This window comes from Synechococcus sp. CCY 0621 (assembly GCF_019038465.1).
In the GTDB taxonomy this organism is placed as follows: Bacteria; Cyanobacteriota; Cyanobacteriia; order PCC-6307; family Cyanobiaceae; genus Cyanobium.
This window is the reverse complement of sequence record NZ_JAFKRH010000005.1, coordinates 53640-67888: the sequence shown is the minus strand read 5'-3', so window position 1 is coordinate 67888 and position 14249 is coordinate 53640. Positions and strand designations below refer to the sequence as shown.

General features: G+C 63.5%; 18 protein-coding genes. 5 read left to right on the top strand and 13 right to left on the bottom strand.

The annotated features are described in order from the left end of the window. Window positions 1-103: 103 nt before the first annotated feature. Window positions 104-376: a hypothetical protein gene (locus KUG43_RS01070; protein ID WP_216905278.1), complete on the top strand. Its 273-nt coding sequence runs from the start codon at window positions 104-106 to the stop codon at window positions 374-376. A gap of 25 nt (window positions 377-401) precedes the next feature. Here KUG43_RS01070 and KUG43_RS01065 read toward each other — a convergent pair whose 3' ends face one another. Then, the gene (locus KUG43_RS01065; protein WP_216905277.1) at window positions 402-983 is read right to left on the bottom strand and encodes a ferritin; all 582 of its coding nucleotides are present in this window, start codon (window positions 981-983) and stop codon (window positions 402-404) included. 128 nt (window positions 984-1111) lie between these two features. Here KUG43_RS01065 and KUG43_RS01060 point away from each other — a divergent pair, with 128 nt between their 5' ends. Next, window positions 1112-1549, top strand: coding sequence for a hypothetical protein (locus KUG43_RS01060; RefSeq protein WP_216905276.1), 438 nt, complete (start codon window positions 1112-1114; stop codon window positions 1547-1549). On the opposite strand, the gene KUG43_RS01055 is transcribed toward KUG43_RS01060, so the two are convergent. The 3 genes from KUG43_RS01055 to KUG43_RS01045 all read right to left on the bottom strand — a co-directional run bounded on the left by KUG43_RS01055 (window position 1509) and on the right by KUG43_RS01045 (window position 3257). Next, complete coding sequence (locus tag KUG43_RS01055; protein ID WP_353617887.1) at window positions 1509-2405, bottom strand: histone deacetylase family protein; 897 nt, start codon at window positions 2403-2405, stop codon at window positions 1509-1511. The genes KUG43_RS01060 and KUG43_RS01055 overlap by 41 nt on opposite strands. 125 nt (window positions 2406-2530) lie before the next feature. Then, the gene (locus tag KUG43_RS01050; RefSeq protein WP_216905274.1) at window positions 2531-2848 is read right to left on the bottom strand and encodes a DUF1830 domain-containing protein; all 318 of its coding nucleotides are present in this window, start codon (window positions 2846-2848) and stop codon (window positions 2531-2533) included. Between the two features lie 106 nt (window positions 2849-2954). After that, entirely contained in the window at window positions 2955-3257 is a 303-nt protein-coding gene (locus KUG43_RS01045) for a DUF8638 family protein (protein WP_216905273.1), read from the bottom strand. A gap of 185 nt (window positions 3258-3442) precedes the next feature. Between KUG43_RS01045 and KUG43_RS01040 the strand changes: the two genes are divergently transcribed. After that, window positions 3443-3874: a DCC1-like thiol-disulfide oxidoreductase family protein gene (locus KUG43_RS01040; RefSeq protein WP_353617886.1), complete on the top strand. Its 432-nt coding sequence runs from the start codon at window positions 3443-3445 to the stop codon at window positions 3872-3874. Window positions 3875-3907: 33 nt separating this feature from the next. On the opposite strand, the gene KUG43_RS01035 is transcribed toward KUG43_RS01040, so the two are convergent. The 3 genes from KUG43_RS01035 to KUG43_RS01025 all read right to left on the bottom strand — a co-directional run bounded on the left by KUG43_RS01035 (window position 3908) and on the right by KUG43_RS01025 (window position 5884). Then, window positions 3908-4591 (bottom strand): M23 family metallopeptidase, encoded by a 684-nt coding sequence (locus KUG43_RS01035; protein ID WP_216905271.1) that lies wholly within the window; start codon window positions 4589-4591, stop codon window positions 3908-3910. An 84-nt stretch (window positions 4592-4675) separates the two neighbouring features. Beyond that, window positions 4676-5383: a hypothetical protein gene (locus tag KUG43_RS01030; RefSeq protein ID WP_216905270.1), complete on the bottom strand. Its 708-nt coding sequence runs from the start codon at window positions 5381-5383 to the stop codon at window positions 4676-4678. A 45-nt stretch (window positions 5384-5428) separates the two neighbouring features. Then, on the bottom strand, window positions 5429-5884 hold the full coding sequence (locus KUG43_RS01025; protein ID WP_216905269.1) for an RDD family protein: 456 nt from the start codon (window positions 5882-5884) through the stop codon (window positions 5429-5431). Window positions 5885-5958: 74 nt separating this feature from the next. On the opposite strand from KUG43_RS01025, the gene KUG43_RS01020 reads away from it, so the two are divergent. Both KUG43_RS01020 and KUG43_RS01015 read left to right on the top strand, forming a co-directional pair. Beyond that, a complete protein-coding gene (locus KUG43_RS01020; protein WP_216905268.1) occupies window positions 5959-6171 on the top strand; it encodes a hypothetical protein in 213 nt (70 codons plus the stop codon). Window positions 6172-6217: 46 nt separating this feature from the next. Further along, the gene (locus KUG43_RS01015; RefSeq protein ID WP_286194270.1) at window positions 6218-6619 is read left to right on the top strand and encodes a molecular chaperone DnaJ; all 402 of its coding nucleotides are present in this window, start codon (window positions 6218-6220) and stop codon (window positions 6617-6619) included. A gap of 3 nt (window positions 6620-6622) precedes the next feature. Here the strand turns inward: KUG43_RS01015 and KUG43_RS01010 are convergent, their stop codons facing one another. From KUG43_RS01010 to KUG43_RS00985, 6 genes are read right to left on the bottom strand one after another with little or no spacing between them, the layout of a single operon-like run. Then, entirely contained in the window at window positions 6623-7249 is a 627-nt protein-coding gene (locus tag KUG43_RS01010; RefSeq protein WP_216905267.1) for a methyltransferase family protein, read from the bottom strand. 37 nt (window positions 7250-7286) lie between these two features. After that, window positions 7287-8261 (bottom strand): lytic transglycosylase domain-containing protein, encoded by a 975-nt coding sequence (locus KUG43_RS01005; RefSeq protein ID WP_286194269.1) that lies wholly within the window; start codon window positions 8259-8261, stop codon window positions 7287-7289. A gap of 14 nt (window positions 8262-8275) precedes the next feature. Then, window positions 8276-10228, bottom strand: coding sequence for an amylosucrase (locus tag KUG43_RS01000; RefSeq protein ID WP_216905266.1), 1953 nt, complete (start codon window positions 10226-10228; stop codon window positions 8276-8278). 4 nt (window positions 10229-10232) lie between these two features. Further along, window positions 10233-11138, bottom strand: coding sequence for a PfkB family carbohydrate kinase (locus tag KUG43_RS00995; protein ID WP_286194275.1), 906 nt, complete (start codon window positions 11136-11138; stop codon window positions 10233-10235). Window positions 11139-11142: 4 nt separating this feature from the next. Further along, window positions 11143-12021 (bottom strand): HAD-IIB family hydrolase, encoded by an 879-nt coding sequence (locus tag KUG43_RS00990; RefSeq protein ID WP_216905286.1) that lies wholly within the window; start codon window positions 12019-12021, stop codon window positions 11143-11145. After that, window positions 12005-14146 carry an HAD family hydrolase gene (locus tag KUG43_RS00985; RefSeq protein ID WP_286194268.1) on the bottom strand — a complete coding sequence of 714 codons (2142 nt, stop codon included), beginning with the start codon at window positions 14144-14146 and terminating at the stop codon, window positions 12005-12007. Before KUG43_RS00985 ends, KUG43_RS00990 begins: the two co-directional genes overlap by 17 nt. Between the last annotated feature and the right edge of the window lie 103 nt (window positions 14147-14249).

The window sequence follows — 14249 nt, the reverse complement described above, 5'->3', positions numbered from 1 at the left end:
CCGCATCCGGGCCGCCGAACTGCTGCAGGTCCCCAGTGGTGAAACCGGCCTGCGGCTGGCGCCGGCCCTGGTCGATGGCGCTCCCCTGGCCGCCTGACACGTGATGCCAAGCACCACCCAGACCTCCGACAGCCTGATCGGCAGCCTCTGCCGCGAAATGGGCGCCCTGCGCCAGAGCTGGCGGCAGCTGGACGGGCATCTGTCCAGCTGCCGCGACGCCCAGCTGCACCTGCGCCTCCGCAGGGAAGCGGCACGCCTGCAGCAGCGCCGACTGGCCATCCAGGGGCTGGCTCGCACCATGGCGGGCCTGCCCCTGCGCGATCCCCTCGGGGCGAGCTTCCTGCTGGAGCTTGCCAGCAGGCCCCTGCCCAGCTGAAGGGCTGGGAGGGGCGCGGCTCCGGTCAGGCCAGGGCGGCCGCCGGCTTCTGGGCCGCCGCCAGTTCCCCATCGATCAGCAGCATCGACGCCGCCTCCAGACGGCCGAAGCGGACCCGACCGAGCAGGTGAGCGGCTTCGTTCTCAGCAGCGATCTGGCCCTGAATCAGGGGGTCAAGGAAGACGGTGCTGCGCACATCCCCGGCACGCTCGGCCATGGAATAGAGGAGCTGCAGGGAGGTGGTGACGTCGGCTTCCAGGCGGAAGGCGTCGGCCAGGAGCGCCTCTGCATCGCTCCACTGCTGGCCAGGGGCAGGTAGAGCACCCAGATCGACCGTCTGACCGCGGGCGATCAGGTAGTCGGCCACCAGAGCGGCATGGTGCTGCTCCCCATGGGATTCCTGCATCAGGTAGGCGGCGAAACCGCGCAGTTCCCGCTCGGCGAACCAGAGGGCCATGGCCCAGTAGGCGGCGCTGGCCTTGCGCTCCAGGCCCAGATGCTCCTGCAGCCCCTCCAGCAGCCCGGCGTCCATGGGTTGGGCCATGGCCCTGCCGGCGGGGCCGGTGGCCACGGCAGTCTTGGGCAGGGTGGAGATGGACGATGTCATGAAGAGCGGACTGGGGGGCAGAACCCATGCACCGCCAGCCCAATGTAAGGAGCTCGGCAACGAACCGACCCTTTCCGGTCCCATGGGTGGAACGGCGATCCAGACTTGAAGAGCCCTGCAACGCCTTCATGGCAGGTGCCATCGACCACGCCCTGCGACTGCGCAGCCTCTGGATCGCCTGGCTGCTGGCCATGCTGTTCCACGTCGACCTCGGGTTGATGCCCCTGTTCCACGGAATCTCGCCGGAGATCCACAGCCATGTGGAGGCCGCCCAGCTGCCGCTGCTGTTCGGCGCGATGCTGGCCTATTTCCTGCTGCCCCTGGCGGCGATCGTGCTGATCGCCTACGCCGCCAGCGATCCGGCTTACCCACGCCGCTGGCGCCGCTGGAGCCTCGGTCACTTCTGGCTCAGCGTTGTGTACACCCTGACCAACATCCCCCATCTGGCGGCCGACATCCTGGTGCCCGACGCCCGGATCGATCAGATCGTGCTGATGCTGGCCATGGTGGTGATCGGCCTGCTGATCAACCGTGAGGGCTGGCTCTGGTGGCGTTGCAGCCGGTAGCGCCAATCCCCAGCAGCGTGGCCACGTGGGCAGCACTGGCAGACGCCAGGCCGGAGAGGTCGTAGCCCCCCTCCAGAGCGGACACCAGTCGCCCCTGCGCCGTCTCCGCGGCGATATCAAGCATCAGCTGGGTCAGGGCGGCGAAATCGCCATCCTCCAGCCGGAAATCTCCCAGGGGATCACCGCCCCTTGAGTCGAAGCCCGCCGAGATCAGCACGAACTGCGGCGAGAAGGCCACGGCCAGGGGCACCAGCTCCTGCCGCCAGGCCGCCAGCAGCTGCCGGCCCGTCGTGCCGGCCGGCAGGGGGCAGTTGCGGGTGAAGCCCAGGCCGGGCCCCTCGCCTTGCTCCCGCCGGGTACCTGATCCCGGGTAGAACGGGTCCTGATGGCTGCTGAAGAACAGCACCGAAGGATCGCGCCAGAAGATGTCCTGGGTGCCGTTGCCATGGTGCACATCCCAGTCGACGATGAGGATCCGCGCCAGCCCATGCACCGCCTGGAGATGGCGGGCGGCAATGGCGACGTTGTTGTAAAGGCAGAAACCCATGCCCCGGGTGGCGCTGGCGTGGTGCCCCGGAGGCCTGACGACCGCAAAGGCCTGGCGCACTCTCCCCTCCATGACGGACTCCACCGCCGCCAGCACACCGCCGGCGGCCAGTCGGGCGGTGCGCTCGGAGTGGGGACTGATGGCCGTGTCGCCGGTGGAGAGTTGGTCGCGGCCCGCCAGGATGTCTTCTTGAACCCGCTGCAGATACTGCGGGGTGTGGCAGCGCAACAGCTCCCGGTCCGTGGCCGGGCGCGGAGAGATCAGCTGACACCGGCCCAGCAGACCGGCGCGCTCCAAGCCCTGGATCACGGCGTCCACCCGAGCAGGGCATTCCGGATGCCAGGCTCCCGTGTCGTGCTCCCGGTAAGCGGCACTGCAAACAAGGCCGGTGCCGGAGCCTGGCGCCGGTGCAGCTGTATCCCGTGGGACGACCTTCAGCGAGGCAGCAGGCACACCGAACTGGCATTCCCCTTGACCCCCACCGCTCGGCTCGGGACCTGGGGCAACCATTCAGGCGAAGGCAACGCTTCATCCTGCTGCATGGCCATGGCATCGGCGGAGAGTTGCTCGCTGAGCACGACGCCCACCGAATCTTTCGCCCAGACCTCCACATCACTGGATGGGGGGCAGTGAAAGGTAAGCACCTCAAACGGGAAAACAACCCTTTCGAGAAAGAAATCATCCGGCCCACAGCAACGGATGATCCGCATGCGTTCGGAACAGTTGCGATAGCTACAAAGTAAAGTGTTCATGGCAGCCCTCATCCCGTCTCTGACATCCACACACGGCCAGGGTCGGTTGTCAGTTACCGATGTGACGAAGACTGGGCAATGAGTGTTTGTACCGTCTCGGAACCACTCAGCTCCGCCGCAGCCAGTTCGGCGCACCGGAGAACCAGTCGCCCAGGTCGTCCCGACTGGGATCGAACGCCTTGGTGTCACTGGTTTCCCCCAGATCCATCTGCGCCATGAAGCGTTCGAGATCGGTGTCGGGTTCCCCCCGTCGCTGTTTCCGCTGAGCCCGGCGCAACCAACTCCAGACGCTGGCATCGCGGTCAGCGAACTTCTGAACATAGATCCGCTCATTTAAACTGATCGGCTGCGAATCGGCGATTCTGCCGATGATGTCCTGCAGCCGCAGACGGGTGCTGGGTGTAAGCATTGTTCCATCATCCAGTGGCAGAAGATTTAGCGGTTCTGGGGGATCGGATGGTGGCGTGGGCCACAGAATCCGGTGACATGTCAGGACTTGCCGAAAGACGACCGCGGGCGTTCCGCAACGTTGAACCGCCGCGGATAGCAGAATCAAGACCTGGATCGACGCACCCCATACCCTGGCCTTTGACCGTGCCCACCCCCTCTGCGCTGAGCGGTCCATCCGCCCGATCGCTGGATGCGGACCAGACGCTATTGCTCGTCTACGACGGAGGCTGTCCGTTCTGCCGCCATTTCGCCCTGAGCAGTGAACTGCGCAGCGGCATTGCCAACCTGCGCATCGTCGATGGGCGGGCCGACACAGACCTGCGCCGGGATCTGCGGGCGCGGGGCCTGCCACTGGCGAAGGGGGCGGTTCTGCTCCAGGCGCAGAGGGCCTGGCACGGGGCCGACGCGGTGCGGCACCTGTGCGGCCTGATGCGCCCCAGCGATCCCCTGCTGCGGTTGCTGGTTCCCCTGTTCAGCGGTCCATCCCGCAGCGAGCGTCTCTACCCCCTGCTGCTGGGAGCACGGCGCCTGGCCCTGGCCCTGAAGGGACTGCCGTTGGATCCGGACAGGCCCTGAACGGCACGGCTCGGAGGGGAACGGCCCAGGGGCTCAGGGCAGCGGCGGCAGGGGCGCCCGTCCCGCCACGGAGGCTCCCGTATCGATCGGTTGCAGCAGGGGCGAGGGGTCCACGGCCACCAGTCGCCCCTGCCGCCTCTGGCGCCACTCGAAATGCAAGTGGGCCGTGCTGGCCGAGCCGCTGCTGCCCACCCGACCGAGGCTCTGGCCCGCGGCCAGGGTGTCGCCCGGCAGAACCGCCACATCCAGCAGGTGGGCGTAAAGGCTCTGCCAACCCAGGCCATGGTCGACCACCACGAGCAGCCCGTAGCCACCGACCTCATCCACCAGGCGCACGGTGCCCGGCAGCACGGAGAACACCGGCGTACCCTCCGGGACGATCAGATCGAGACCGGTGTGCATCCGCCAGGCGTTGCGGGAGTCGGCCAGCCGCCAGCCGAAGGAGGCCTGTTCCGTGGGGCGCTGCCCCAGGGGGTAGCCGAGGGCCCCGGCCTGCAGGGCCGGGACCGCCCCGGTGGCGGCCGGCCGGTAGCGGTCGCGCAGCGACTCCGGCAGGCGGTCGTTCTGTCCGAGTTCCCCCACCGGCACCTCCAGAGGAACCTCCGTCGGCCGGGGCGGCAGCTCGCCCGTGGCCAGCACAGGCAGCGGCAGCAGCGACAACGGCACCAGCCAGGGCCATGCCAGGGCGCTCAGAACGCGTCGAAACCGGGAGGCCATCCGCCTTGTTCCATAGAGCCGTGAAGGCCTTGGTAACGCCCCCTGGCGTTGCTGCCAAGGCATCGCCGCCGTTCGGTGGACAACTCAGGTCCCGGCAGGAGTCTCCGTGGCCTCCGGCAGGATCACCATGGCGTTGGCGATGGCGGTGTCCATCACGATCCGCAGGGCCAGACAGGGATCAATCACCTCCCGTCCCATGGTGATGGCCTTCTGGGCCAGCAGGCCGTACAGGATCGGCCATTCCGCCGGGTCCGGGCAGAAGCGCAGCACCATCGGCAGCAGGGCCGGCCAGAGGCTCGCCAACGACTGCAGGGAGTCCGGCGAAGGCCTGTGCCGGCTGGGCACCTGCGGCACACCGAAGCTGTCCTGGCCCAGGCTGTCCATGCCGTGACGCCACAGCGCCATCGGATCCGGCAAAGCCGAGCAACCCGCCTGCTGGGCGGCGGCGGCCGCCAGGCCCCAGGTGGAGTAGCGATCCTGGAACAGCCCCTGGGCCAGCCCTTCACCAACAAGGAATGAGCCCCCGTTCTGGGTGCCGACCACGTGCAGTCCCTCCGGCTCCATCTGGCCCACCGCGCGGGCGCGGGCCCTCAGGCTCGCCTGCCAGGCGTGGCCCGCCAGGGCGCCGCAAACGGCCAGCAGCGATTCGACATGCACGCCCTTGTCCGTGGCCATGGCCTGCAGCAGCCGGCGGCTGACCTCTTCGGCGCCGATCTTGGCGCCCACCAGGGGGTCCTGGCTCCGGCGGGCAGCGATCGCCTCATCCAGGGGATCGCGAGAAGCAGCGGTCATGGCCAAGGACGGCAGGGGAGAGGATCCAGAACCAGCATTCCCGGCCTACGTCCTGGGACGGGAAACCGAGGCTTGCCGCTGGGGTGCATGGATCACCACCGTGCCGGCGAGCTTGTCGTGCCATCCCTGGCAGCGGGGATCCCAGAGCACCCAGAAGAATCCCAGCAGCAGGGGCACGGTGGACAGGACGTAGCCGACATAACGCAGGCACCATTGGCGCAGGTCAGGCTCAGCGCCGCCATCGGCATCCACGATCCGCAGGCGCAACAGCAACTTGCCGGGGGTGCCCTGCTTCCAACGCCAGAACAGGATCACCAGCAGGGCCGAGAACACCGTGCTGAGTCCAAGCACAGCCGTTTCGCTGGGAAGGACAAAGAGCAGCAAAGGAAAGGGGGCCGTGATGAGCAGCATCAGCACCGAATCGATCAGCGAGGCGGCCGTGCGAATCCAGAATCCCGCATACACCACGGACGGGTCTGGGGAGGGAACACGGCTGGCCATGGAGCCATCTTCCCGTCAGGACAGCGGCAATGACCAGAGCGGTGTTAGGACAGGTTTGATTTGCCCCCTGGCCCATGCGAGCCCTGTCCTTCTTTTTCGCCCTGATGGTGGGTCTGGCCCTCGCTTTTTTCGCCCCGGCGATGGCTGGCGGCCGTGGTCAGGCACCTGAAGCGATGATGGCACCTGAGTCTGCCGAGATCAGCACCGATTCCAGCGATCAGCTGGCTGCCGATCTGCTGGCCGAACTCAGCATCGATCTGGCCCCCGCCCTCGACGCCTCGGTCTGAGGCACGCCCACCCACCAACGCACCGGCCGAGCTGGCACCTGAACCCATGGCTCGCACCTTGTTCGACCCACGCGTTTCTTTGGTGTCACTCCGACCGGCAACGGCCAGCAGCCCCGCCGAGGAAGGTCCCCAGGACCCACCCAAAAAAGGCTTTGCCATGCGCTCCGATGGCAAAGCCAAACCTGCTGGAACCAAGGGACGGCGCAAGAAAGGCACGGGCCTCTCCGCCGCCGACCACGGGCCTCTGGGCCGCAGTCCAGGCCTTGAGGCGATTGAAGCCCGCTCCAGACTTGGCTTGGCCCTGTCGGGACGGCTGCGCGAATCGGACGTCACCGTGGCCTGGAAGCAGGCCGCCGCCGAGCATCACCCTGACCGAGGCGGCCGCCACGACACGATGCAGGCCGTCAACGGCGCCAGGGACGTGCTGCTTGGTCGCGGCCTCAGCTGACGCCTAGATGACACCCGGCACCAGCCACCAGCTGCTCTGGCGGTAGGCCTCGAAACCGGGGTAGCGCTTCGCCATCGAGAGCTCCTTCTGGATCATGCGCGGCAGGTACAGCGCGAGCACTGAAGCGGGCAGCAACCAGGCCCAGAGCGAACCGGCGATCACCGCAAAGCTGCTGTAGCGCAGCAAGTCGCCCAGGTAGTTGACATGGCGGACACGGCGCCAGGCCCCGTCCGCCACCAGGGTGGCGCCCAGCTCCTTGGCCGTTCCTTTCTGCACATCAGCTGCCGTGTTCAGGAGCGATCCAAAGATGTAGAAGCTGAGCCCCAGGGCGATGGTCAGCGGCTGCAGGGGCTGGTCGTTGGCCATCGCCAGCCAGCCCGGCAGGGCATAGAAGACCCCGACATAGAGCACCACCATGGCGGTCTGCAGCGGCTGAACCACCTCGGTGAAGAGATGGCGGGAACGCCAGGGGAACAGCACGTCCTCGAGCAGCCACCAGAGGCAGTAGCTGAGATGCAGCGAGAGGTAGATCACCACTCTGGGAGACTCCAGCCCCAGCACCAGGGCCGGGATCAGCAGCGCCACCATGGTGGTCACCTTGGCGATGTTGATCGCTTGCAGCTGGGTCATCCAGGGCCAAAGGGGCGCTCCATGCTGGCAGGGTGCGTCAGCGTCCGGGAGGGGCCGACCCGGGAAAGCGCTTCAGGTAGGTGCTGACCGGCAAGGGTCTGGGCTGGTTGTAGCCCACCGGTAACCAGAGGTCACCGGCGGCGGAGTTGTAGTGGATCTCCCAGTGGTAGAGGCCTGTGAACGCCTGGGGGTCCTGGCGGAGCAGCTCGGCGTACTGCAGCACACCCCGCACGTAGCGGTTGCTGTTGTTGTACCCCCAGAGCCCATGGCGGATGTCCTTGAGGCCCCCCCGACGCACCAGGTAGCGGGCGGCGGCATGGATCGCATCCTCCGGGTCGCGAATGTCCCCCTGGCCGATGCCGCGCTGGGCCCAGGTGCTGGGCAGGAACTGCATCGGTCCCCGGGCATCGGCGACGGAAACCCCATCGATGCGGCCCATGCCCGTTTCCACCAGGTTCACCGCGGCGAGCACCTGCCAGGGGATGCCGGTGGTGGCCGCGGCTTCTCGGTAGTAGCGCAGCAGATTGGCCGCAGGCTCCGGTGGAATGATCCGCCAGGCGGGAACGACGGCCGAACGCGGCCCACTCCGGTGCATGGCCAGGAACTCGCGGCGGGCCGCCAGGTGACGGTCGAGGACGCCCTGCCAGCGGACGGGGAGGAACCCACGCACCCGAGCCGCCAGGGCCGGATCGGTGGCGAGCCGGCGGTAGATCACCTGCTGGCGGTGGGCCAGTTCGGGCAGTTGATCGGCCGGTGTGGCCGTCGCACGCAGGGCCGGCTCCAGGGCCGCCAGCTCGGCAGCAATGGCGGCAGGGTCCTGGGGCAGCCGGGGGTAGGAACGGGACGACACCATGGGTGTCGTCAACGGCGGGGGCAGCGGCTGGGACGGGGCCGCAGGGGCACCGGCCCCGGGGGGCCGCTCCACGGTCACCGTCGTCACGGCCGCGGCGGCAGAGGCCAGCAGGAGGGCCAGCAGAACGGGGGTGGCGACGCGCATGGACAGTGGAGCCATCGAGCGTGGGGGCTTCAGGTCTTGGACAGCCAATAGAACTGGTAAGCCTGCAGCACGATGCGGCTGGAGGACTGGGACGGGCTGCGGCCTGAATGGAGATCGATGAGGCGGTCGAGGCTGCTGAACACCGAGGGCACCAGGCTGTCGAGGTCGAAAAACTGGGGCTGGTTGTTGAAGTTGGCCACCACCAGGACCAGCTCCGAAGGTCTCAGGTGATTGAAGCGCACGAAGGCTAGAAGGTGCTGATTATCGAGATGCAGAATTTCACGGTTATTGAAATCAGCGAAGGCAGAAATCTCCTTGCGGATGGCAATCATCTTCTTCATGGCCGAGAAGATGGAAAACTCCACCGTTCCCTGCTTCCTTCTGAGCTCTGCTTTGGCCCAGTTGATCTTCGGGCGGTGCACCCAGCGGCTGTCGTTGCGCTTGCTGGGGTCGTCGTAGAAGCTGTAATCGTTCAGGACGCCCAGAGCATCGCCGTTGTAGATGAGTGGAATGCCACCGAAGGAAAGGATGATGCCATGCATGAGCAGGATGCGACTGATAGCCGTGGCGATCAGCTTCTGATCCTTTGACTCCAGCGCTGATTCCAGGCCGACCAGGGAAGCAAGCGACCCACAGATCCGCGCATCTCCAGTGGTGTCGTTGGGCATGAAGGCCAGGCCCCGGGGAATCGCATCGAAATCACCCTTGAAGTAATCGATCAGGAAGCGACGGTGGGCCCGGGGTTCATAGCCCACTTGCTCGATGTCCTGATCATCGAAGCCGAAGCCGATGTCATCGTGACAGCGAACGTAGTTCAGCCAGGTGGCCCGCTCCAGCTTGTTCGGCAGATTCTTGAGCCCCTGCGACAGCAGCTTGGTGTTTCGGGTGGCCACGCTGTCCCACAGCAAGGCCATCAAAGTGGCGTTGTAGGCGATTTCGCATTCCTTGGCCACGATCGCATCTTCGCCGAAGTATTTGGTGATCTCGGTGGGCGCCACGATCGCCTCAGCAATGAACAGCACCCCGGGCGCGGTCACCTGGCAACAGTCCTTCATCAGCTGCAGGATCAGATGGGCCTTACGTTCGTTCTGACAGGTGGTGCCAAGCTTTTTCCAGAGAAAGGCAACGGCATCAAGACGCAGGACATCCACACCCTGATTGGCCCAGAACAACAGCACATCCAGCATTTCTATGAATACAGCTGGGTTGGAATAGTTCAGGTCCCACTGGTAGTCATGAAACACGGTCATGACCCATTGACCCATCTCCTCGTTCCAAGTGAAATTGCCGGGGTCTGACTCCGGAAAGACTTCGGGCATGCTCTGCTCGAAGACATCAGGGATGTCCCTGCTGTCATAGATATAGTAATAATCCTTAAAGTGTTGCTCTCCAGCAATCGCCCGCTTCGCCCACTCGTGCTCATCCGACGTATGGTTCAGAACAATATCCAGAACCAGCAGAATGTCTCGCTTCCTGAACTCCTCAGCGATGTGGCGTAGATCGGCGATGGTACCGACCCTCTCGTCAATCTGACGAAAATCACTGATTGCGTAGCCACCATCACTTTTGCCAGCTGGACACCTCAAGATGGGCAGGATATGCACCATGTTGATCCCAAGCTCTTGGAAATAGCCAATCTTGCTTTCCAGATCAGGTAGATTCTCGGCAAAGCCATTGGAGTACACGGCCATCCCCACCCACTTCTGGGAGAGAAACCAGTTGTAGTCATCTTCTCTCTTAATATCGAGAGTCTCGAGTTCCCGCGATCGATCAATGTAGCCACGTGCCATCGTCTCAACAAGGCGCAGTAGCTGGAACTTGAAGTCGTCGCGGTGACCGTAGAGGGTGACGAACAGGGAATGGATGGCGTAAAAGTTGGCACCCAGCCTGGTGTAGAAGTGGCGCAGATCCTGACGACGAATCTCGGGACGGAGATCGTCAAGAATGGAATTCAGCAGCGAGTGGGAGATCTGTTCGTACATCGCTTCAGCTTGAACTCCATGCCGTCAGAAAGGCCTTGTAAACGCCTGCATCGTCAATCGTTGCCCCCCTGCGAGACACCAGTTCCGCAGCAAAGTCACGGGCATGCACAAGGCTCTTCTGCAGGGGCCACTGCTGGCTGAGCCCAAGCAGGACCGTGGCCGCAAACCCATCTCCGGCTCCCACCGTGTCGACCACCTGGGTGGGAGTGGCGGCGCCAACGGCGACAATCTCACCCTCGCTCCAGAACAGAGCTCCCAAGGCGCCACGGGTGACGATCAGGGTCTGCAGATGGTGGCGTTCGGCGAAACGATGCATGGCCGCCGCAAGGCCTGCCCCGTCCTCTTCCGCCGGAGGGTCCGTCGCCAGCAGGGCCAGCTCCGCAGCATTGAGCTTGACGTGATCAGCATCATCCAGCAACGGGAAGACCATGGGCAGCGACCACCAGGGACTGCGCAGGTTCACATCCAGGAAGATTCTGCCCCGATGCAGGGCCTTGAGGGAGGCCAGGGCCGCGGCCGACGCGGAATGGCGCAGGGCCAGGGTGCCGTGATAAAGCAGTCCCGTGGCAGGGAGCGTCCGGACTTCCGGTAACTGGATGACGTCATAAGCGCTCTCCGGCACGATGTCGTAGTGGGGCTCACCCTCCTCAATGCTGACCCGCACCTGGCCGGTGGGATGGGAGCGATCGCTTTGCAGGAACGCCGTGTCCAATCCCCAGGAGGCCATGGCGGATCGGATCGCCTCGCCGCGAGCATCCGTTCCAACCCGGCTGACGAAAGATGGAGAGAGGCCAAAGCCCCTCAGATGCCAGGCCACGTTGAATGGGGCACCCCCGAGAACCTCCGTGCCATCCGGGAAGCAATCGAAAAGAACTTCTCCAAAAACAGTGATCGGACGAGGCGTCAACATCTGCTCAATCCAGCTCCCGAAGGGCATCAGCATGGAAGTGACCCATCCCTTCCAGGATGCCGGCACTGTAGTTGCCGTTCATGCCTCGAAACCCACCCCTGGCGAGATACAGACGATTTGCCGTGCCTTGATGCCTGGCCGCCACGGTGGCCTGTGCCACCACATCAGGGTGGGCATTGGCCACCAGCACCGCGGGCAACGAACTGGTCAGCACCGAAAGGTCATTGCCGCTGTCACCGGCAAACAGCGTCTGCTCAGCAACAAAACCCTGCTGCCGTATGAGGAACTCAATCGCATCGAGCTTGCTGGCTCGCTGCGGCAGGATATCCAGCAGGCCGATCGCCACCTGCTCATCGACGCTGTAGATCAGATTCGCCTTCAAGCTCCGCTCAGCAAGCCGGGTCGTGATGGTCTGCATTAATCTCGGCCGATCGACATCCAGGGAAACGAAGTAACTCAGCTTCAGGCTGTTCTGCCTGTCGTCCGGCTGCAACACCAACCCCGCAAGTCCCGAGAGCCAATCCGCCAGATCCGTTGCCGTGAACCCATGCCAATCGGCAGCGATGAGCTGTGACCATGGAGCCAGCAGGGACCAGCCATGGGCATCCCGCGAATAGATCGAACTGCCGACATCCGCAATGATCCAGTCCGGTTCAGGAAGTCCATACTTCTGAATCGACTCTTCAACCAACGCCAGATGCCGGCCGCTGACATAGGCCAGGGTCACCATCGGCTGGGCGACCATACGGGCAAACATCGCTCGAGCTCCCGGTGATTCCGGAGGCTCCCCGTTGGGGAGCAGGGTGCGATCCAGATCCGTGCAAACAAGCAGCCGCCGCGGCGGCGTTGGGCCGGAGCCCAGGCAATCACTGGAAGAAGTCATAATGATCGATGGCCTCAAGGATACCGGAGGCATGGGAGCCTGAAGAAAAATACACACGCTCAGAGTCACTGAGTTGGGCGAGCTCCTCCCGGTGTCGGCTGTCCACTACCACCCCCAGAGTCTTACCCCTCAACATGTCCTCATCGCCCCGTGATCCACCGTTCACCAGAACACGCTCCAGGGGGATCTTCCACTGGTTGGCGACATAACGCAGGGCCTGACCTTTGGAGGCACGGGCAGGTACGAAGTCGAGAAACTGGCCAAAGGACAGGCTGGTATGGGCAGAAAGCTCATGCTGACGCAGCAGCGTGAGAATCTCCTCCAAGGCGGGAGCCTGTTGTTCATCGTAGAAATAGGAGAGCTTGAAACGCGTCTGATGTTCCTTCGGCTGCAGGGTTAGGCCCGGCTGTGTGTCCATGAGGCGTCTGATCACCTGGGGGGTCCACAGGTGGTCAATGTGATAATTCCAGGAGATGTCTGTGGTCAACTGAGGTGGGGTATAGATCTCAGTACCCAAACTGGTGATCAGCACATCGGGCATCGGAATGGAATGGACCTTCAGGATCTTGAGCACCGAGTTAAGACGTCGACCGGTGGCAATACCAAAAAGGACCCTGCGGTGTTGCTCCCGCATCAGCTTCACGAACAGAGAAAGAGCTTCGGGATCGCCAAGCAAAGTGTTATCGATGGCCGTGAAGATCGCACAGGTGCGTGTCTGAACAGCCGGGACCCTGGAGAGGGGAGCCGGTCGGGCAACAACACGGCTCTGAAACGCAAGATTGTTCACCATCTCAAGATAGCGTTTGGCATGAGCCTCCCAGGAATAGAACATGGCAACATTCTTCAGTCCATTGGCTGAAAACGTTGACCAAAGCTCTCGATCCTCCAGAATCCTGAGCAGGGCACCGGCAATGGAATCCTCATCAAGGGGATCAATCAGCAACCCATTGCTGCAATTGCCGATGATGTCCACCGGTCCGCCGACCTCCGTCGCCACGAGCGGCAGTCCACTGGCCGCCGCCTCAAGCAGAGTCAGGCCAAAAGGCTCGGTGAGGGCAGGATTGACGAACACACCCTTCGAGAAGGCTGCCAGCCGATAAATGTCCGCCACGTCTTGGGAGGAATGGTGCTTGGGCAGAGCAACAAGTCCATTCAGCTCGTGGCAGTCGATGACAAGAAGCAGCTCGGTGAGGACAGCCTGTGCACCCTCATTGAGTTCACGGATATCATTACGATTGCCAGCAACAATGACAAGATTAGCAAGCTGCTGGAGACGTGTTGATTGTCCATAAGCTTCCAAGAGCGACGCAATATTTTTGCGTTGATCCGGCCTTGAAAGTGCCAGAATCATTGGCTTTCCAGGCTCCCTGAGATGTTTATTGAGGGTGTCGGAAAACGCGACTGGCCCAAAATCAGAATCGGGAGGGTGAAATTGATTCAGATCTATACCCGGCGGAATGACTGACATCTTTTCCGGTGTGTAGCAGTCATAAAGCTCGTATTGATCCTCGATCTCATTGTGGGTACTCGTGATCACGAGATTGGCGCTGTTCAATACGTCTTCTTCCGCACTTATCCGCTCGGACATCTTGTAACGCTGCTGGATCTCTTCCACGGTCAATCCGAGGGCAAGCAGCCGGCGGAGCTTGTCCCGTCCCAGAGAGTGGCCGGTGTGGATGAGCGGCAATCCCGTGAGGTGGGAGAGGCGAACGCCCACATAGCCTGCATCGGCGTAGTGGCTGTGCAACACATCCGGCAGGCGAGGCTGTCGATGGAGCCAGGCGAACAGCTCATCGGTGAAGGCATCGAGATGGCCCCATAGTTCCTCCTTCGGGATATAGAGCTCTGGTCCGGCAGTGATGCGAATGATGCGCGCCTTGGGTTCCAGCGTCTCCACCGGTATTCCATAGTCCGTTGACACCCCTGCATCCTGGATGCGTCGGGTGATGAGATCCACTTGACGAACGGATGGCTGTCGAGCCAGAGCCCTGGTGAGTTCCACCACGTATTTCGTCTGGCCACCGGTATCGGCATCACAACCCAATTCCAGATTCTCACCTCGAATGAGGCCATGAATACTGATCAACAGGATGTAGAGAGGATGGTGACTGTCTTGCATCGTCATGTCTCGATTGGCCCTTGCTTCGACCTTCCAGGCAAACCACAGAGCTGTTCATGGAAGCTCGTCATGAAGGCACCCCATGCCACGGCGGGGGCCGCCGTCGACC